The organism is Chitinophaga dinghuensis, from assembly GCF_003259435.1.
GTDB classification, from domain to species: domain Bacteria; phylum Bacteroidota; class Bacteroidia; order Chitinophagales; family Chitinophagaceae; genus Chitinophaga; species Chitinophaga dinghuensis.
In genome coordinates, this window is the sequence record NZ_QLMA01000008.1 from 74,698 (window position 1) to 94,981 (window position 20,284).

The following is a 20,284-nucleotide window of genomic DNA, read 5'->3' on the forward strand; positions in this document are numbered from 1 at the left end:
AGTAATATAAAAAAAATCACTTCACTTCTTTCAGCATTTCCTTCACAGCAGCTTCTATTTGCGCATCTTTGCCTGCCAGGAATTCCTCATATCGCAATGGCACCCGGATATCTGGTTCCAGCGGCAAGTTCTCTGTAGGGCGGTTTTCCTTACCGATAGTAGCGATGGACGGGATACCGAATTTAATAGTAGGATCAATTTGCTGTTCCCACCATACACAAGTGCCCGTACCTGCTACCGGCATACCAATCAATTTACCTACCTTCTCCTGTTTATAGACGTACGGAAAGATAAATGCATCACTGTAGTTAGCCTCGTTCACTAATACGCAGCTGGGGGCTTTCCAGATACCTACTGGCTCCCCTCCTTCCAGGCGATGTCCCTGGGGCGCATAGGTCAGGTACTTTTTGCCAGTCAGGAACAACATCAGCTCTTCGTGTAGGATGCCGCCACCATTGAAACGGGTATCTACAATGAGGGCTTTTTTATCTCTTTGTTTACCCATTGCCGCATCATATACGGAGCGGAAAGAAGCATCATCCATGCTTTTCACATATACGTAGCCAACTTTTCCGCCGGATAGTTTATCTACCATATCAGACATGTTATTCACCCAACGTTTGAACAGCAAGCGGGATTCCTCCCTTGCAGAGACAGGCTTAACGGTTTCGTCCCAACGTTGTTTGGTAGCAGGATTGTAGATACTCAACAGCACATTGGCGCCTGTTTTACGATTCAGCAACATGGCCCAGTCAATATTGCCTGTAACAGCTACGCCATCGATTTTCTCAATGATATCGCCTTTTTTTAATTTGGAAGCGGCTTTATCCAGTGGACCTCCTTTGATCACCTCGTCTACTTTTAGTCCGTCTGACTGGTAGGTTTCATTGTAGAGCAGGCCGAGGCAAGCAGTTACGTCTGCGTTTGGAATGACGGGCGTGTAATGGCTACCTGTGTGAGAAGCATTCAGTTCTCCCAAAAGCTCGCTCAGTAATTCCTGGAAGTCATAGTTATTGCTGATATAAGGCAGGAAACGGGCGTAGTTATCGCCATACATTTTCCAGTCCACCCCATGAAGGTTGGGATCATAGAATGTCTCTTTCATCAGTTTCCAGGTGTGCCAATAGATGTATTCTCTTTCTTTGGCGAGGTTGAGCGTCATTTCCGAGTTGATGTTGACAGGTGTCACTTTACCGGAATTTACATCCACTTTTACTACGCTACCATCGTTAAACAGAAAGAGGCTGTTACCATCATTGCTGAGTTCCATACTGCCTGGAGAACCGCCTAATTTAGCCAGGATACTGGTTTCCCCGGTTCTTGTCGTTGTCGCCCACAGGTCATATCCATTTTCAAACTCGGCCATGTAGAATACTTTACTGGCGTCTTTATTTACCACATAATCGGATATGGATGCGGAATGGATCGTCAGTCGTACTTGACGTGTATCCAGGTTGTTGAAATCCGGTTGGAATATTTTTTTAGGGCCGGCGCTATCTTTTGTGATGCTGGTATCTTTCGAAGCAGCGCTGACGGCCCCTTTTAACAGGGAGAATTCATTGTTGGATAATTTGAACTTATCGTATGCTTCCTGGTCCAGGAAAACGCCATAGATATCGGTTTCGCGGCTACCTTCCTGGGCGAGGGATCTGCGTCCTTCGCGGTCGTTGGTCCAGGTCATAAGTTTGCCGTCTGCGGACCATTTACCATTGGTTTCACCGAAACCGCTGTTAACCGGATAGAAAGGAGATCCATTTCCTGCTGCCGGTAAAACAGCAATATTGCTCCATCCTACGGTAACGAAGCTCGCATTCCTTTGATCATCCACGAGTATCCATTTGCTGTCCGGGCTCCAGTTGAAGAACCAGTCGCCATCCGAATATGAATGGTTATGGCCTTCCGGTAGCAGCGTTCTGCTTTGGCCGCTGGCCAGGTTGAATACTTTAAGGATATTCCGGTTTTCAACGTAGGCCACTTCTTTACCATCAGGGGAATATTTGGGTTGGAATTCGTCTGCTGCGGTAGCGATCAGCGGTTCTTCTTTCAGGAGGGTAGCATTGAAGAAGTAAGGCTCTTCTTTGCGCTGGCGGGTAGTCTGGTAGATATCCCAGTTACCATTTCTTTCTGCCGCGTAAATCAGGCGTTTACCGTCCGGGGACCATGCCACCATTCTTTCCTGTTGAGGTGTATTGGTAATGCGTTTGGTCATATTACCGTTTACACTGGAAACATATACCTCCCCTCTGGCGATGAAGGCCATTTCCTTGCCATCCGGACTCATGGCGAATTCAGTGATGTTACCAGTTACCGGCATATTTTTCACCACACTCTCGCGGCCATCATTCAAAATCTGAACAGGCACTTTCCGCGGTTGCTCTCCTTCTTTCATCGTGTATACTTCACCGTTATAGGTGAAGCAAAAAGTATTACCGGATGATTTAGAGAGATAACGTACCGGGTGGCCGGTAAAGCTGGTCAGTTGCTCCATTTTGGATTTATCTGACAACGAGCTTTTGAAGAGGTTCTGAGAGATACCGCCTTTTTCGCTCAGGTAGTATACATCGTTATTGTTGCCGAAAACTGGTTCCCGGTCTTCTCCTTCGTAGGCAGAGATTTGTTCATAGGTCCCTTTTGCGATGTCCATTATCCAGATGTCGCGGGTAATAGAAGAAGTATGATGTTTCCGGAAAGGATCTTCATGTCCTTTATAATCCTGGAAAATAATTTTGCTGCCATCTTTATTATAAGCGGCATTCTCAATGCCGGCAGCGCTAACAAGGAAAGGTCTGCCGCCAGTTACAGGAACAGTATATGCGTTACGAAATTCAAAGTAAGGAAAGCGGATACTGGCAGCAGGCGCATTTCTCGCACTACCAAACAGTACTTGTTGGTTATCCGGGCTGAAGTCATAGGGATAATCCGCAGTGCTGTTGTAAGTGAGACGCAGCGGGTTCCCGCCAGTGGCGGGCATTACGAACACATCGAAGTTGCCATAACGATTGCTGGCGAATGCGATATGTTTACCATCATGGCTCCATACCGGCATCATATCATGTGCTTCATGGATGGTGAGTGGAACGGCAATGCCGCCTTTTGCATCTACGCGGTAGATATCACCTTTGTAACCAAATGCAATTGTGTTTCCATCAGGGGATATAGCAGGGTTTCTCAGCCATAGGGCATGATCCTGGGCATAGGAATTGGCAGCCAGAAGAAAGGCTGCACAACCCAACAATAGCTTCTTCATAAGCGGGGCTCAAATTTTTAAGACATCGAATTTAATCAATTGTCGTAGCTAATTCAAGCTTTATTTTCACTATTCAGTCAGACCTTGTTTGCACTTCTCTTACCTGGTATATAAAAAAAAGATGACCGCCCAGACAGGCGGTCATCTCCCTATAGTAATATAAAAAAATTACTTCACTTCTTTCAGCATTTCCTTCACGGCAGCTTCCATCTGTGCATCTTTACCAGCGAGGAATTCCTCGTAAGCTAAAGGCACGCGGATATCTGGTTCTACCTGCAGGTTTTCCGTAGGGCGGTTTTCCTTACCGATGGTAGCGATCATCGGAATACCGAATACGATAGTTGGGTCGATTTGTGTTTCCCACCATACCGCTGTACCAGTACCTGGAACAGGCATACCGATCAGTTTACCTACTTTACCTTGTTTGTAAACATATGGGAAGATAAATGCATCGCTGTAGTTACCTTCACTCATTACTACGCAGCTAGGACCCTGCCAGATACCCATTGGCTCGCCACCATCCAGGCGATTACCCTGTGGAGCGAAGTCCAGGTACCTTTTACCACTCAGGAACTGCATCAGATCATCGTGCAACCATCCGCCGCCGTTAAAACGGGTATCCACGATGAGGGCTTTTTTGCCTCTGTTTTTACCCATTACCACGTCGTATACAGAGCGGAAAGCGCCATCATTCATACCTTCTACGTGTACGTAACCTACTTTTCCGCCAGACAGTTTATCCACCATGTCGGACATTCTGCTAACCCAGCGTTTGTACATCAGGCCGGATTCTTCGCCTACAGAGATAGGCTTAACGGTTTCGTCCCAACGTTGTTTGCTATCTGGATTGTAGATGCTCAGCAGCACATTGGTACCAGTTTTACGATTCAGCAATACTGCCCAATCAATATCGCTGGTAATAGCTACGCCGTCGATTTTTTCGATGATATCGCCTTTTCTCAGTTTGGAAGCGGCTTTATCCAATGGACCGCCTTTGATCACCTCATCTACTTTCAGACCATCTGCTTTAGAAGTTTCATCGTAAAGCAGGCCAAGGGAAGCAGTTACGTCGCCATTTGGAATGAAGGCGCTATAACGGCCACCAGTATGGGAAGCATTCAGTTCACCCAGCAGTTCGCTCAGCAACTCCTGGAAGTCGTAGTTATTGCTGATATAAGGGAGGAAACGAGCGTAGTTATCGCCATACATTTTCCAGTCAACGCCATGGAGTTTAGGATCATAGAATTTCTCTTTTACCTGTTTCCATGTGTGCCAGTAGATGTATTCTCTTTCTTTCGCCTGGTTGAGCGCCATTTCTGTGCTGATGCCTACAGGTGTTACTTTACCTGAGTTTACATCTACTTTTACCACGCTACCGCGGTTACTTACAAAAAGGGTATTACCATCTTTGCTCAGTTCAATGCTGCCTGGAGAACCGCCCATTTTCGCGAGGATTTTGGTTTCCCCGGTTCTTGGTTCTGTTACCCACAGATCGTAACCTTTTTCAAAAGAAGCCATGTAGAATACTTTGCTGGCGTCTTTATTTACTACGTAGTCAGCGATTGATGCGGAGTTGATAGTGAGGCGTACCCGGCGTGTTTCCAGGTTGTTGAAATCAGGCTGGAATGCTTTTTTAGCAGCAGCGCTGTCAGCGCCTTTTGTTTTGCTGGTATCTTTTGATTTGGTATCGCCGGCTTCTTTCAGCAATGCAAATTCATCTTTGGACAATTTGAATTTATCATATGCTTCCTGATCCAGGAAAACGCCGTAGACATCAGATTCGCGGCTACCTTGTTTAGCGAGTGATTTGCGTCCTTCGCGGTCGTTGGTCCAGGTCATGAGTTTGCCTTCAGCAGCCCATTTACCGTTGCCTTCGCCGAATCCGCTGTTAACAGGATAGAAAGGCGTACCGTTGCCGGTAACAGGCATTACAGCCATATTGCTACCGAAGAAGCCATTTCTTTCATCGTCGATGAGTATCCATTTGCTGTCCGGGCTCCAGTTGAAGGACCAGTCGCCATCTGAATAAGAATGGTTATGGCCTTCTGGCATAATGGTTCTGCTTTTACCGCTGGCCAGGTTGAATATTTTGAGAATGTTACGGTTTTCTACGTAAGCTACTTCTTTGCCATCAGGGGAGAATTTAGGTTGAAATTCTTCGGCTGCAGTAGCGATCAGCGGCTCTTCTTTCAGCAGGGTAGCATTGAAGAAGAAGGACTCTTCCTTACGCACGCGGGTAGTCTGGTAGATATCCCAGTTACCGTTTCTTTCAGCGGCGTAAATCAGGCGTTTGCCATCAGGAGACCATTCTATCATTCTTTCCTGTTGAGGCGTATTGGTAATGCGTTTGGTCATATTGCCTTCCACGCTGGTAACATATACTTCGCCTCTTGCTACAAAAGCCATTTCTTTACCATCAGGGCTCATAGCGAATTCGGTGATGTTTCCTGCAACAGGAACATTTTTCACTACACCTTCCCTACCGTCGTTGAAGATCTGGACAGCCACTTTACGTGGTTTATCTCCTTCTTTCATCGTGTATACTTCCCCGTTATAGGTGAAGCAGAAAGTATTATCGGAAGCTTTAGTGAGATTGCGTACCGGGTGGTTGGTAAAGCTGGTCAGTTGCTCCATTTTGGATTTATCTGCCAGGGAGCTTTTGAAGAGGTTCTGAGAGATACCGCCTTTTTCGCTCAGGTAGTATACATCATTGTTGTTACCGAAAACAGGTTCGCGGTCTTCCCCTTCGTAGGTGGAGACTTTGTCGTAGCTACCTTTTGCCACGTCCATTACCCAGATATCGCGGGTAACAGAAGAGGTATGGTGTTTACGGAAAGGATCTTCGTAACCTTTACGGTCCTGGAAGATAATTTTGCTACCATCTTTATTATAGACTGCCTGATCCATACCTGCTGCGCTCAGCAGGATTGATCTTCCGCCAGTCACAGGGACGGTGTACAGGTTACGGAATACGCGGTAAGGGAAACGGGCACTGGACGCAGGCGCATTTCTTACGCTACCAAACAGCACTTGTTTGTTGTCCGGGCTGAAATCGTACGGATAATCCGCCGCGCTGTTGTTGGTCAGTCGCACTGGAGTGCCGCCGGTGGCCGGCATTACAAACACATCGAAATTTCCATAGCGATCGCTGGCGAAAGCAATGTATTTACCATCGTGGCTCCATACAGGCATCATATCATGTGCCTCATGGATGGTGAGCGGAACGGCTACGCCGCCTTTCGCGTCCACGCGATAGATATCACCCTTGTAACCAAAGGCTATGGTATTTCCATCGGGGGATATGGAGGGATTCCTTAGCCATAGGGCATTCTCCTGGGCATAGGAATTGGCAGCCAGTAGAAAAGCTGCACAACCAAATATAAATTTCTTCATAAGCGGTGCTTAAAGTTGTAAGATGCCGAATGTAATAAATTGTTACAGCTAATTCAAGCGTTTATGTTATAAGCGGTCACAACGCTTAATGGAGGGAAAAGTGAGGGCCATTCCTATGCATGAAAAGTCTTACATTCGGTATATCACTTGATAAGCACATACGATAGGCAATATTTTAACACCCAAAGTCATTTTTCAAACCGAATACATCAATATACTACCACATCATTAACATCTGATAAAGGATTGCTGATTCAGAGGTCATTAAATTGAGCAAAATTCTTAAGCAACGACACGGAACCCTCAAAAAAGATCTTTATGCAATTGTTCTCCCCTGCTCTCAGATTTCTGAATAAGATCAGAAATGCTGGCGTAGTAGATGCAAAACAACCTGGAAGACGCCCTATTCAATACATTAACATACTGGCCTTTCTCACAAGTACGCTGGTATTCTTACTGGGAGGCGTATTTTATGCGCAGGTAAAAAGCCTATACATTTTGATGCCGCTGGTACTGGAAGGATTTGGCATGTTGGGCGTTATTGCCTGTAATGCCCGCAAGCGATACAATGGCGCTAATTTTCTCATGTTCGCCATCCATTATATAGCTGCTGGTTACTGGACTACTTTGTTAGGCAATGCGATTCCCATTGAAGTAGTTATCGCTTTCCTATTGATATTTCTCACCTGCGGCTCTTTCCTGGTGTATAAAGACAGGCGGATCAGGGTGTATTCCTTACTGGCCATTGGCGTTTTACTTACCATCATTCAATGCAATACTTATTTCCGGTGGCTGGTACCTATTCCCCTGGAGCCACAGGCAGCATTTATTATGCGGTTATGTACCACGGGAGGAATGTTGATTTTTATATTGTTTGTTATTTATGCTTTTGTACGGGAGATAGATATCCTCTTGCATAGTTTACGGCAATCTAACAGCGTATTGATGGCCAATGCCGCTTTTCTCCGGGAAACCTTCCATGAACTGCGGACGCCATTGAACAGTATCTTCGGGGCGGCGCAGTTGTTGGATATTCAAATGCAGGAGCGCACCAATGATCCCGTGGTGAAAGAAATAGCGCCGGAGATCCGGAATATGCTGGGTTCCGGGTTGCTGGCAAAAGAGATTATAGACAATGTGCTGGACTTCAAAAAAATTGAAGCGGGGAAGTTTTATGAGATCAAGGCAGAGAAAATGAATTTACAGCAGTGTATGGAACAGTGTATCCGCATGAATCAGTATGTTGCCAATCTGCGCAACATCACGATTCGCCTGGATTACCAGTTGCCTGCCGCCGGAGCAGTTTGTGATGAAATTATATTCAAGAAGATTTTTAATAATCTGTTGTCCAATGCTGTGAAATTTGCGGCCGACAAATCAGCCGTATTAATCACCGCGACGCCTACTGCCAATGGCGGCTCTTTTAGCATTCAAAATCAGGGGACCGTCAGTCAGGATAAGATTAAGACCATGTTTCTGCCTTTTGAATCAGAGCGCAACAACTTCATGGAAGGAACGGGCATCGGCCTACATCTTACCCAACACCTGATTGAAATCCTTAATGGACGCATCATTGTATCCTGTGATGGCAAGGACACGGTGTTTACTTTTCATCTTCCGTTTGAAAGTTGTCAGATCAATCGTTCGAAAGTGGAATCTATGGGCGTTAATCCTACTGAGTTTGCAGGTATCCGCGCCGTCATTGTGGACGACAATGAAATGAACCAACACATCCTGCAGAAATTTGTATCCAGAACCGGCGCCAGTACGGTGGTTTGTGCCAATGGTAAAGAAGGGCTGGATGCTACTATTTCAGAGCGGCCAGATATTATCATTTCAGACGCGCATATGCCGGTAATGGATGGGAAGCAAATGTTGGAGCAGATCAGGGAGATACCCGGACTGGCAGATATTCCGATAATAATAGTTTCGGGAGATGCCTTCAATAATTACAATGCTGACGAATCTGAAATAATGATCAAGGCCGGAGCGAATGCCTATCTGAAGAAACCCGTATCATTCAGGGAACTATATAATGTCATGAAATTGCATCTCCCGAAAAAATCACCTGTACCTGAGGATCAGGATTGATATCTGGCCGTATCTACAATAGCCCAGTCAAAATAGGCTTTGATAACCGTATACAATCCGTCGATATATTCTTCCAACTGTCTGTTTACCGTACTGCTCCAGTGTGGAAATTGCAGGCGTAAATCGTCCATGGTAGACAGGTTGCGGTGATACTGTTCCCTGATTTCTGTAATGGCGTCATCGAGGGAGATCTGTAATTCACGCTGATAGATAAATACAAGATTGAGACCTTTTGTCTTAAGGGCTTTTTCTCTTTCCAGAGAGTGGAGATCATTCGCCAGATTTGCGGTCAGATTGAGTAATAGTTCGATTTCTTTCAGCACCGGATGGTTATATACGTCTTCCGGTAGTTGAACGCCTTTGAAAATGCTAATTAGTGGGAACATAATATAGAAGCCTGTTTTAGGCCGTTGTTCCAGGTATTCACGAATAGAGGGCTCGTATCCATTCACTTGCATGTCTATCTCCCATAAACATTCTTCAAAATACATGACCATATAATCTCCGAACTGCTGGTACAGATAAGGAGTGCTGACAGATTTAAATCTGAACATAATATCCTGCAAACTCTCATTCAACACCTGATGTAGTGAGGAAGTAAAGGTAATTCCGCCCTTGCGGATAATGGAGATAAATCCATTGAGCATTTCTTTTAGTACAGCCGCCTCCATGCTGTTGGAGGATGCACGGTCGCACTGATCATCTACAGTAAAGAGCCAGGCTATCAGATCGCCTACGATACACAGGTCGTCATATCCGGCTTCAGGGTATTCACGGGCAGCATAAAATCCAAATTTGGCTTTGTTAAAAAACCTTGTTTTGTCGTCGTTGATCAAGCTAAATTGTTTCGCCCATTCTGTGGTGTGTTCTTGAATCTGAGATGCAAACGGACTAATTAAAGATACGGTGGGGAACTCAAGGTTCAGGATATTTTCCATAAGAGTTAGCGCTTTTAATTAAGTGAATCAATAATAAAAGAATAGAGCTATTGCTACCGGGGAACAGCATGGCCATGGGGGAACCACGGATTAGGATTGACATAAGATGAGGATTTAACAGTTATTAATAAGAGAAAACAGTTACACACTCCTGAATCAGGCAGTTTGAGGGAAAGAAAGAATAAAGTTTGGGCATTGAGGGTGCCACGAAGCCAGAGAAGGCGTTGCTAATTTGTACGATAATTTAACTAAATAAGACAAATTATCCTCATCATTAACAAATTATCTCCCGTTAAATTTTAGGAAACAGTGTATTGATGGGAGAAAGAAGCACAAAAAAAAATCGAAACCATGTTGGTTTCGATTTTAAAAATGATGGGTTTAGGTAGACGTTATGTAGTCTTATACATATACCATCCATCGCCCAGATCGCGCAGCATTATCAGGGATGAATCGTACAGGTCCGGCAGATGTGACTTATCAGGAACATACAGGTATCCTACCATGTTGTCCATCATACCGCCGATCACAAAAGTGATGCATTGCGGATCGCCCCATTCGCCGGCATAAATATTTTCAATCAGTAAAGCCTTCCCGGCATTGGCTTGTTGCTTCATCAATTTCACCGGCGACTCCAAACTATGTGTACCCATGGCCGTTACTTCTTTCAACGCTTCATTTTTCAGGGTATCGAAAGCGGCCTTGTTATCTTTAAAATGTTGCACAATAGTATCATCCAAGGCTAGTACCAGGCGAAGGTTTCCTATGAGAAAATGATAATCGTCCATGGAGGTAAGCATTTTCAGCGCATTACCTTCCCTATCCTGCTGGGCTGCGGTGATCAGCGTATCGAGGTACCCTTGCGGCATTTGTTCCAGTTCTTCCAGTTGTACCTGCATCATACCTGTCATCGCCAGAGAACTGACCGTTTGCAATTTCCAGGTAGTGTCTTTCAACATTTGCAGGTACCAGTCCTCTCCTCTTCCGGCGGAATCTATCACAGTCATATTAATCAAAGCCATAGAATCCTGTTGGTCCAGGACGCGGAACCGCAGGTGTGCATGTTTCAGATCTTGTCCGTTAGGGGTACCGTCATACTCTCCGGTCATGTAACGATACATGTCTGGCACAGAGTCGGGCCCAAAGATCAGTTTTGCAACATCCAGCGGAGAAGTAGGATGTCTGTTCGGCGTGTTCGTATGACAGCTGAAACAAAAAAGGCAAAACAGGGGAATTAACGCCAATAAGATAGTTAACTTTCTCATGATAAACAGGTTTTATCAGGATGGTTTGTACGTAAAGATACGAATAACATTTTTGTCATATGTCAATTCTAAAAACGGCTTATATTTATCGGATAAATTATTTAACCCAACAATTATATGGACAGACCCGCTGTAGACCGACTGGAATGGCTCTTACGCCACCTCCCATCCACATTTGAACAATGGTCAGAGACGGAATGGGAAACCCCTTATGGTCCTGGAAAATGGACTAAAAAACAGGTAATTGGCCATCTGATAGACAGTGCCACTAATAATCATCAGCGATTTGTAAGGATACAATTTGAGGATGTGCCTGTAATCCGTTATGCGCAGAATGACTGGAATACCTTTAGTTATCATGCCCAACAGGAAGGCGCCTTACTGGCCGCCACCTGGAAGCAGTATAACTTGTTTCTGCTGGCCCTGCTGCGACAGATTCCCGAATCGGCGCTGGAGAGAACCGGTATTGGCGGCGAGGGCAAGCCTTTTACCCTTGCTTACATCGTAGATGATTATGTAGAACACATGGAACATCACCTTTCACAAATAATGGAATACAAATAAAATATGAGAAAAATTATATTATCGGCGGTCTTGCTATGTGGCAGTATATTTTCCCAGGCACAAACTGTGAAGCCTTTACAAATTGGAAATATCGTAACCCTGCATTCCGCCTTTCTGCGGGAAGACAGGGACATCAATATCTGGTTGCCGGCGGGTTATCAGCCGGATAGCATCAGCTATCCAGTGATTTATTTGCTGGATGGAGGTATGCAGGAAGATTTTCATCATATCAGCGGACTGGTACAATTCCTCACTATGACCAATCAGTTGCCTGCCAGCATAGTGGTAGGGATTTGTAATAAAGATCGTAAGCATGATTTCACCTTCCCTACTACCAATGCAAAGGATAAAAAGGCGTATCCTACCACGGGAGGTTCTGCGCCATTTATCAGCTTCCTGCAACAGGAACTGATTCCTTATATCAAGCAACATTATGCAGTGAGTACGCAACGGACCGTAGTGGGGCAGTCGCTCGGCGGACTCCTGGCTACAGAGATACTCACCCGCACCCCGGATATGTTCAATAATTATGTTATTGTGAGTCCAAGTCTCTGGTGGGATGACGAATCATTACTGAAAAAGGTAACGCCTGCTATCAGCAATTACAAGGGGCAGCCATTGCGTATATGCATTAGCGTAGGCAAGGAAGGAAAGGTCATGGAAGAGGATGCGCGGAATTTGTATCAAACAATACAAGCGGCAGGCAATAATCGCATTACGGTTGGGTTTACGCCATTGGAGGCAGAAAACCACCTGACCATATTACATAATGCCGCTTATAAGTCTTTATCCTGGCTGGCAGATTCCACTCATGCTACCAAATAGAGATTCTGCTTAAATTTGCGGAAATTAGTATTGAATATGTCGTCCAGGAATATCAAGCAGGTCATTGTGATGCGTAAGGATCTGAATATGCGTAAAGGTAAAATGATTGCACAGGGAGCTCATGCCGCTATGGCTTTTCTTACGAAGCAGGCTACAGTAGAAGGGCATACATTACATACGCCTTTGCGGAACCCGGAAGAGGTACAGGAGTGGATGACCTTGGGCTTTACGAAAATATGTCTGAGTGTGGATTCCGAGGAAGAACTGGTACGCGTATACGAACAGGCAGTGGAAGATGGGCTAAACGCCACGCTGATCACGGATTCCGGGCTAACGGAGTTTGGCGGAATTCCTACCAAAACCTGTTGTGCCATTGGGCCGAACCGGAATGAAGATATAGACCGGATTACCAAGGATTTAAAATTATTATAACAGAAAAAAGAGCGCCGGTTATGGCGCTCTTTTTTTATCTATAAGGTATCTGTCGGTTGGTTAATCAGGGTAATGTGGTAAGGTCTACAGTTGGCGCAACGCCAGTGGCGGTGCGGGTAAATGTAGTATTGTAATTAATGTAGTTAGAGAAGAAGCCTCCGTTTTGCAGGAAGAATCTGCCGGTACTGCTATCTACTCCGCCGGCGTAGTCGCGGCGTTGATCGTTGGTAGCTGTAGCGTCGGCGGTAAATTTGGCGCTGGTCAGCTCTGTCCATACGCCGGTAGTGGAACGAATCCAGGAATTGCTATACTGGCCGCTTCTGCCGAGATAGCCATTTGTATCCGTGAAGTTTTCCAGGAAGGAATAGAGTCCGCCGAGATAGGTGGTGGTGTTCGGTTGTTTCCAGGTAGCGATAAAGCGCCAGGAGCTGGTTTCAGGCGTATAAATCCAGGAAGAGAAATCTGTTCCTCCGGCGCCATCGGGGAGTACGTGGGTAAGGAACTTATAAGTGGTTCCTGCCTGCCAGTTGAACACCAGGTAGCTTTGTCCGCCGGTGCCTTCACCGCCGAAAGTATTATCCACTACGTTGGTTCCTTTACGCACCAGGGTTGTTTTTCCAACGGATGGATCCCAGATGGAGAAGAGCACGCGTCTTTCCGTAGCGCTGTTTACCTGAATACCGAAATATCCGCCGTTGAAACCATTGCTCATAAAATAGGAGCCGATTTGATCCTGGCCGGAAGGTACGGTCACCTCGTTGTAGAACCATTCTGCCGTAGTACCGGAAGGAATGGTGTAATTGAGGTGAACGGAAGGACCGCGTCTGGACCAGTAATAATTGGAGGCATCGTTGGCATATACTACATTATTGGCCGTAGCGGTGCCGCTGATAATGATATTGGATACGTCGCCGAAGTAGCCGCCTGATTTGCTGACACCTTGCAGATCTACTTTCACATAGCCGGTGCTGGTAACATTCACTGTACCCACTGTATAATCCGTATAGGCGGTACCCGTTATGGTCTGATTAAAAGAGGTGCCGTTCACTGTTACTTTAATAACGCTGGTACCAGAGGGTACTTTCACTCTTACGCCGATGGTAAGGGTACCGGTGAGGCCAAGTCGGAAATAGGTACTGGTAACGCTGTTGGCGTTGGTCCAGTTGCCCAGGCCGTTGGAGGTTATTACCTCTGGCGCGCCGGAAGGCAGGGTGGTAACGAAACCGTTGCCAGCGAGGGGTACCAGGTAGCTGGAGGCGGCTGGTACTGTTTCTGCTTTAGCGCCGTTGGCAGCAGGTAATGCTTGCTGGTTTTTACTGCAGGACAGGAGGCCAACAGCCATCAAGAGGGTAAAAATAAACCGGATGTTCATTTTCATGGATGGTAATTTTTGATGTTAGTTTTTGAGACAGATATGCTTATAGAATGCTTTGAGGAATGTTCACTTAAAGTTCACTGCGAATTGGGCACTCAGATTTCGGTTGCTCGTGTCTCTCTAATATACATCGTGAGAAATTAATAATCCGATTTATTTCTCATCGACGATTTATGCTCACACAACACATTCATTTAAAACTGTTTAAACTTCATAAAAAATAATCTTTAAAATTTCTTCCGGAAGTTGTCACGTTTTCTTTTTGTAAGCGGTCTTATTCCTGTAACAAATCACTACTAAATACTACTAATATGAAAGCGAGAATTAATTTTCAGGAAGTGAACAAAGGTTTTATGGACGGTCTTTTCAAAACCGGTGGCTATCTCAGGCAATCAGGGCTTGATCCATTGCTGTTGGAGCTGCTCAATTACAGGGTATCAACGATGAATGGTTGTGCGTTTTGTCTGGACATGCATTTTAAGGATGCAGTGCATAGGGGAGAAAATCCGCAACGTTTATATTCGCTGTCTGCCTGGAGAGAGTGTCCGTATTATAGCGAAGCGGAAAGGGCTGCGCTGGCATTTGCAGAAGAACTGACCTCTTTGAATATGCAGGATGCCACTTATGATAACCTGACGAATTATTATACCAAAACCCAGATCGCGGATCTGACGCTGGCTATATCCATGATCAATACATGGAACAGGATAAACCGGGCATTCCATACGGTTCCTGGTGGTTATGTTGTGGGAACTTTAGGTTAATTTTGAAAGCAGTAATTATAGTTATGACGCAATATTATCAATTGTTGTTTCCATATGCCTATAACATTTTGGGATCAGCAGAAGATGCCAGGGATACGGTACAGGAAGTTTTATCGAAATATTATACCAGTGAAAGAGCAGGTATTCAGGACGAGAAAAACTATTTAATCAGAAGTGTGATTAACCTGGCGATCAATTATAAAAACAGGAATAAAAGAATAAGCCGGCAGCCTGCGGAGTGGCTGCCGGAGCCTATAGCCACAGACGATACTGCAGATAAGAATGTATACCTGAAGGATATACTTTCTTATTCCCTGATGGTATTGATGGAGAGACTGCCAGCTATCGAAAGAGCCGTATTCATTCTGAAAGAAAGTTTTGACTACACGCATTCGGATATTGCGGAGGTATTATCTATTTCGGAGGAATACTCCCGGAAACTGCTCAGCAGGGCTAAAACGAGGCTGTTTAAGCCGGAAGCGGCCGTTCGTTCCAAAACGCAGGAAGCCGATACAAAATCCTTATTGATGGATTACATGGATACCATTCGGAGAGGGGACGTAGCGCGACTGGAGAAAATGCTATCCGCTGAAGTGGCGCTCATGGTAGATGGCGGCGGTAAAATAAATGTAGTAACGAAGATCGCTCATGGCGCAAGCGAAGTGGCACGCGTACTGGCGTTGGTATTCGACAAATACCTGCAATATGCAGACGCTGCATTTCACTGGATTAACCATCAACCGGCATTGCTCTTTTCGAAGGATGGGAAATTATATTCCTGCCTGGTTTTTGAACTCGGACCAGACCATTCCATCCAAAGCATCAACAGCGTAGTTGATCCGGATAAGTTATCTTTACTGTCTCAACAGATCCAAGCTTAAACGCATCAGCCATGGCCATACAACATAGAAAAGAAGATTATTTCGAGCGATTGATAGCAGAAGCATTTGCAGCATTTAACCGCCTGGCAGGAGGCTCCAACCCTCCTGCCCTGGAAGACCTGGAAATCCGCCTGAATGAGCTGTTGCGGGAACCCGGCCTCACCTTGGAGCAATTGGAAACTACTCCGTTGGATAGCCTCGCGTCTCTCCTGCAACAACACCCCGTGCATCCAGACGTACTGGAACTCATCGCAGACACCATGCAATATAAGGCCAGTCTTCAACAGGATATCGCCTTACAGGAAAGAGCCACCTGGATATATGAATACCTGCTGGCCAACAAGCAAGGCAATAGTATATCCTATACCCTGCTGATGAAATTGAATAAAGCAAAAACGAAAGACTAATTTTCGTATAGGCTACACCGATATTACAGCAGATGCTTAATGCAAGCCCAACTGCTTTATCAACTGAAGATTAAAGCTATACTGCTCTTCTGCGGGTACCGCTTTCCTGGAGTTTTTATTAATATCCTTCCCCTCCTTGCTCCATAGCATCGGATAGAAGTTATATACATGGTCCCCATCCAAAGTGGCGACCTCCTTCTCCCAGCTTTTCCAACGGAGATCCTTGTAAAAACCAGCCAAATCTCCGTTGAAGCAGAATTCCAGGAACTGGCTGTATGTCAGTTCCAGCGCCTCCCATTTCAAAGTAGCCGGATCAAAATAATAGGCTTTGCCCATATCCGTACCCAATCCACCGCCATTAATCGCAAAATAGCCACCCACCGCATCATCCGCTACTATGAGATATCCTGCCTGCTGATCGCCGATGGTTTTATTCCAGTTCCAGGTATGTAAACTTCTTTTCATCTTCGCAGCACCAGATCCTAAAATTCTAATCCAACCGCCGTCCACCAGCAAACCGCCAGTATTATAGATGATAGCCCCCATCGGAGAACGTGTAGTCACCTGCACCTCCAGCAAAGTTTTTCGGGCCTTCTCCATTGTTACCGGGAGTATTTCTACGGTATGCTTGGCACTTTTTATCCTGGATTGCAGCAGTGGCCATGCCGGCTCTGAGGTATTGATTAATGCTTCCAAGGGTCTTTTTTGCTCCTGCGCCATGACCGAACAATTGATGGTGATAAATAGGGAAATGCTACCCAGTAACATTCTCCAATGACAATATCTCATGAATAAATTATTGCAGCCCGCAAGATATACACATAAAAATGAAAAAGTAATTCCCTATCTTACCGTATAACTTACAGTGAACATGCAACGCAGAAATTTCCTCCGCCAGATCAGCCTCTCCGGGGCCGGCCTACTGGCCAGTTCCCGTGTATTCTCCATCGCGCCGGCTGCCAGCCGGAAACCGCTGAAAATTGGATTTATCACAGACCTGCATCACCTGCAGTTTGGCGTGCACGAAGATGCCAGGATGAAAGTATTCATGGATGCCGTGATGCGGGAATCGCCGGATTTTATTCTTCAGTGCGGCGACTTCTGCCGCCCAGTTGGTTCAGATGGTATAATGGCACAATGGAACCGCTTTAAAGGCCCTAAATACCATGTACTGGGAAACCATGATATGGACGTATGCGATAAAGCCACTATCATGAAACTATGGGGTATGGAAAAGAATTACTATTCCTTTGATACAGGAGGATACCATTTTATTGTGATGGACCGTAATTTTCTGAAGCAATCAGATGGTAAGCTGACCGACTATAACAACAGTAACTGGTCCCCTTTCAGCTCTCCTTTCCGCAGCTTTACTGATGAAGCGCAGCTCGAATGGCTGAAAGCAGATCTCGCCCAGGCAAAAGCCCCCAGTATTGTGTTTATGCATCAGCCGGTATTTCTGAGCGACTGGTTCACGGAGCTGGGCAATGCCGCTGATATCCTGCAAATATTCGATGCCCATAACCTCCAGGCCAAACAAAACGGCGCCAATAATGCCGTCACAGCAGTATTTATGGGTCATGATCATGACGATCGCTATGGAGAACGCAATGGCGTACACTACTTTATCATGAACAGCGCCAGCTACGTTTACACCGATTCAGGCGCCCATTACTACAAAGACCCACTGTTTGCGTTCCTTCACCTGGACCCTGCCGGAACGCTCCGTATTTCCGGGATGGCAACCACTTTCCGGGATGTTGTACCGGATAAAGTGAAAGCCCGGTTTCCCACTACTATCAGTCACCATACCCTCTCCCTGAAAAAATAAATTTGGAAATATAGACCGAACGGTCTTATTTTTGTCTTGTGAAAACGAAAGGAGAAAAAACCAAACAGTTTATCATTGAGCAGAGTGCCGTCCTCTTTAACAAAAAAGGAATGGCCGGTACCAGTGTCAGTGATGTGATGGCAGCTACCAAACTGGCCAAAGGAGGAATCTATGGCAATTTCGATAGTAAGGAAGATTTATGTCGCGCTGTGTTTGATTACCTGATGGAGCGTTTGACCGCGAATATAACGAGTCGGCTGGCCGACAAAGCTACCCATAAGGAAAAGCTGTTTGCCTTGCTGGATCATTACAATGACATAGGCCCCATTTCTGTTGCGGGAGGATGTCCTATGTTAAATTTTGGTACAGAAGCAGATGATACCGATCCGTTGATGAAAGAGAAAGTGGCCAATGCGATTAAACTTTCACAAGCCCGTATAGCCCGTATCGTAAGCGCAGGTATTGCCGCCGGGGAATTCGCCGACACCGTGCATCCACAAACCTTTGCCGTGAAGATGTTTGCCATGTTTGAAGGCGCCGTGCTGATTTCCAAAATGTTTGACAACAACAGTCAGATGAAAATTATTACCAAACTACTAAAAGAAGAAATAGAGTCGTTCTCCTTATAATGACTTCCAAACCCAAGCCGGAAACGGCTTATTTTTTTCTCAAAAAAGAGACCGATCGGTCTAAAATATAAAAATATGCATCCTGTTAAGCGACAGATTTTAATCGTTACGGTCATAGCCGCCGCCATTATGGAACTGATAGATATTTCCATTGTGAATGTGGCCCTCTCCCACATGAGCGGAAACCTCGGCGCCACCCTTGCCGACACCAGTTGGGTAGTGACCTCCTATGCCATTGCCAACGTGATTGTGATTCCTATGTCCAGCTTTCTGAGCGGGAGCCTGGGACGAAGGAATTACTACATCGGTTCGGTCATCCTGTTTACTGTTTGTTCTTTTATGTGCGGCAACGCATCGAATATTTGGGTATTGGTATTCTTCAGGTTTTTGCAGGGACTTGGAGGCGGCGCACTTCTCTCCGTTTCACAGGCGATCATGTTTGAATTATTCCCCCGGGAAAAGCAGGGTATTGCCAGCGCCCTCTTCGGATTGGGCGTATTCATCGGACCTACCATCGGCCCTACCCTGGGCGGTTTTATCACAGAACATTACTCCTGGCCATGGATATTCTATATCAATATTCCCGTAGGCATTATTGTTACCATATCCTGTTTCTTACTATTACAGGAAGCGACCATCAAACCAGAAGTAAAGAAAACAGACTGGTTAGGAATAATACTGCTGATCATTGGGGTCAGTACGCTGCAAACCGTGCTGGAACGAGGTCAGGAGGAAGACTGGTTCGACACTACTTACATCACTGTATTCACGGTAACGGCTATACTTAGTTTGATCGCCTTTGTTATATGGGAACTACGTGTATCCGATCCCGTGGTTAATCTAAGAGTATTCCGCAGCAGAACCTTAACGGTAGCGGCGATACTTACTTTCATCACGGGAATAGGCATGTTTACCTCTGTGTATCTGACGCCTGTATTTGCACAGCGACTACTCTCCTTCACGCCTGTAGAAACCGGACTACTCTTATTGCCGGGCTCCTTCTTTGCCTTGCTATCCTTAGTTATATCAGGGAAGTTGCTACAGCGAGGACTTTCCCCTATCGTGATGATTATCCTGGGCTATGCCTTGTTCATATATTTTTCCTGGACCATGTCACGCATGAGTTTGGAGGTATCTGCCGCATTGATTAGCAATAACCTGATTTATCGCGCAGTGGGTATCGCATTACTCACCGTACCACTTACCATGCTGGCGGTTTCCACGCTGGAAGCGAAAGATATTCCCCAGGGCGCCGCCCTGAATAATATGATGCGACAACTAGGCGGCTCTTTCGGCATTGCGATGGTGAATACCTATACGGCTCGTCGTGCTGCGGCCCATCGATCCGACCTGGTGAATTACCTGAATCCGGATAATCCGGTGGTATCCAACCGGCTACAGCAGTATACCCAATATTTCCTGCAACATGGCGCTACCATTGGCAATGCCCGCAAGCAGGCAATAGGTCTGATGGAATATGGAGTTACCAAACAGTCTAACCTTCTGAGCTACCTGGATGCCTACGCCATGGTAGGATTCCTCTTCCTGATTTGTTTGCCGCTGCTGCTGATGGTACGCCGCAAAGCCACTCCCACCATGGCCATGCAACAATTACAAGATCATTAACGATAACTATTCATCT

16 protein-coding genes are annotated in these 20,284 nt (G+C 45.8%); 10 read left to right on the forward strand and 6 right to left on the reverse strand.

Annotated features, from left to right (window positions below):
* Positions 1 to 16: 16 nt before the first annotated feature.
* Positions 17 to 3,247 (reverse strand): S41 family peptidase, encoded by a 3,231-nt coding sequence (locus CLV59_RS22145; protein ID WP_111594272.1) that lies wholly within the window; start codon positions 3,245 to 3,247, stop codon positions 17 to 19.
* 168 nt (positions 3,248 to 3,415) lie between these two features.
* A complete protein-coding gene (locus CLV59_RS22150) occupies positions 3,416 to 6,640 on the reverse strand; it encodes a S41 family peptidase (RefSeq protein ID WP_111594273.1) in 3,225 nt (1,074 codons plus the stop codon).
* A gap of 318 nt (positions 6,641 to 6,958) precedes the next feature.
* Between CLV59_RS22150 and CLV59_RS22155 the strand changes: the two genes are divergently transcribed.
* A complete protein-coding gene (locus CLV59_RS22155; RefSeq protein ID WP_111594274.1) occupies positions 6,959 to 8,731 on the forward strand; it encodes an ATP-binding response regulator in 1,773 nt (590 codons plus the stop codon).
* On the opposite strand, the gene CLV59_RS22160 is transcribed toward CLV59_RS22155, so the two are convergent.
* Positions 8,722 to 9,669 carry a terpene synthase family protein gene (locus CLV59_RS22160; protein WP_111594275.1) on the reverse strand — a complete coding sequence of 316 codons (948 nt, stop codon included), beginning with the start codon at positions 9,667 to 9,669 and terminating at the stop codon, positions 8,722 to 8,724. The genes CLV59_RS22155 and CLV59_RS22160 overlap by 10 nt on opposite strands.
* A 392-nt stretch (positions 9,670 to 10,061) precedes the next feature.
* On the reverse strand, positions 10,062 to 10,934 hold the full coding sequence (locus CLV59_RS22165) for a hypothetical protein (RefSeq protein ID WP_146616276.1): 873 nt from the start codon (positions 10,932 to 10,934) through the stop codon (positions 10,062 to 10,064).
* Between the two features lie 117 nt (positions 10,935 to 11,051).
* Here CLV59_RS22165 and CLV59_RS22170 point away from each other — a divergent pair, with 117 nt between their 5' ends.
* The 3 genes from CLV59_RS22170 to pth2 are packed head-to-tail and all read left to right on the forward strand — an operon-like array spanning position 11,052 to position 12,755.
* Positions 11,052 to 11,498: a DinB family protein gene (locus CLV59_RS22170; protein WP_111594277.1), complete on the forward strand. Its 447-nt coding sequence runs from the start codon at positions 11,052 to 11,054 to the stop codon at positions 11,496 to 11,498.
* A gap of 3 nt (positions 11,499 to 11,501) precedes the next feature.
* Positions 11,502 to 12,323 (forward strand): alpha/beta hydrolase, encoded by an 822-nt coding sequence (locus CLV59_RS22175; RefSeq protein ID WP_111594278.1) that lies wholly within the window; start codon positions 11,502 to 11,504, stop codon positions 12,321 to 12,323.
* A 36-nt stretch (positions 12,324 to 12,359) separates the two neighbouring features.
* The gene (gene pth2, locus CLV59_RS22180) at positions 12,360 to 12,755 is read left to right on the forward strand and encodes an aminoacyl-tRNA hydrolase (RefSeq protein ID WP_211324007.1); all 396 of its coding nucleotides are present in this window, start codon (positions 12,360 to 12,362) and stop codon (positions 12,753 to 12,755) included.
* 64 nt (positions 12,756 to 12,819) lie between these two features.
* Here the strand turns inward: pth2 and CLV59_RS22185 are convergent, their stop codons facing one another.
* Positions 12,820 to 14,133, reverse strand: a complete 1,314-nt coding sequence (locus tag CLV59_RS22185) for a DUF3472 domain-containing protein (protein WP_211324008.1) — start codon at positions 14,131 to 14,133, stop codon at positions 12,820 to 12,822.
* A 308-nt stretch (positions 14,134 to 14,441) separates the two neighbouring features.
* Between CLV59_RS22185 and CLV59_RS22190 the strand changes: the two genes are divergently transcribed.
* From CLV59_RS22190 to CLV59_RS22200, 3 genes are read left to right on the forward strand one after another with little or no spacing between them, the layout of a single operon-like run.
* Positions 14,442 to 14,894: a carboxymuconolactone decarboxylase family protein gene (locus CLV59_RS22190; protein ID WP_111594279.1), complete on the forward strand. Its 453-nt coding sequence runs from the start codon at positions 14,442 to 14,444 to the stop codon at positions 14,892 to 14,894.
* Between the two features lie 23 nt (positions 14,895 to 14,917).
* A complete protein-coding gene (locus CLV59_RS22195; RefSeq protein ID WP_111594280.1) occupies positions 14,918 to 15,775 on the forward strand; it encodes a sigma-70 family RNA polymerase sigma factor in 858 nt (285 codons plus the stop codon).
* An 11-nt stretch (positions 15,776 to 15,786) separates the two neighbouring features.
* Positions 15,787 to 16,182, forward strand: coding sequence for a hypothetical protein (locus tag CLV59_RS22200; protein WP_111594281.1), 396 nt, complete (start codon positions 15,787 to 15,789; stop codon positions 16,180 to 16,182).
* A 36-nt stretch (positions 16,183 to 16,218) separates the two neighbouring features.
* Here the strand turns inward: CLV59_RS22200 and CLV59_RS22205 are convergent, their stop codons facing one another.
* On the reverse strand, positions 16,219 to 16,971 hold the full coding sequence (locus CLV59_RS22205; RefSeq protein ID WP_211324009.1) for a DUF2625 domain-containing protein: 753 nt from the start codon (positions 16,969 to 16,971) through the stop codon (positions 16,219 to 16,221).
* Positions 16,972 to 17,053: 82 nt separating this feature from the next.
* On the opposite strand from CLV59_RS22205, the gene CLV59_RS22210 reads away from it, so the two are divergent.
* From CLV59_RS22210 to CLV59_RS22220, 3 genes are all read left to right on the forward strand, one after another.
* Positions 17,054 to 18,013, forward strand: a complete 960-nt coding sequence (locus CLV59_RS22210; protein WP_111594283.1) for a metallophosphoesterase family protein — start codon at positions 17,054 to 17,056, stop codon at positions 18,011 to 18,013.
* 38 nt (positions 18,014 to 18,051) lie between these two features.
* Positions 18,052 to 18,642 carry a TetR/AcrR family transcriptional regulator gene (locus CLV59_RS22215; protein WP_211324010.1) on the forward strand — a complete coding sequence of 197 codons (591 nt, stop codon included), beginning with the start codon at positions 18,052 to 18,054 and terminating at the stop codon, positions 18,640 to 18,642.
* A 75-nt stretch (positions 18,643 to 18,717) separates the two neighbouring features.
* Positions 18,718 to 20,268 carry a DHA2 family efflux MFS transporter permease subunit gene (locus CLV59_RS22220; protein WP_111594284.1) on the forward strand — a complete coding sequence of 517 codons (1,551 nt, stop codon included), beginning with the start codon at positions 18,718 to 18,720 and terminating at the stop codon, positions 20,266 to 20,268.
* Positions 20,269 to 20,284: the final 16 nt, after the last annotated feature.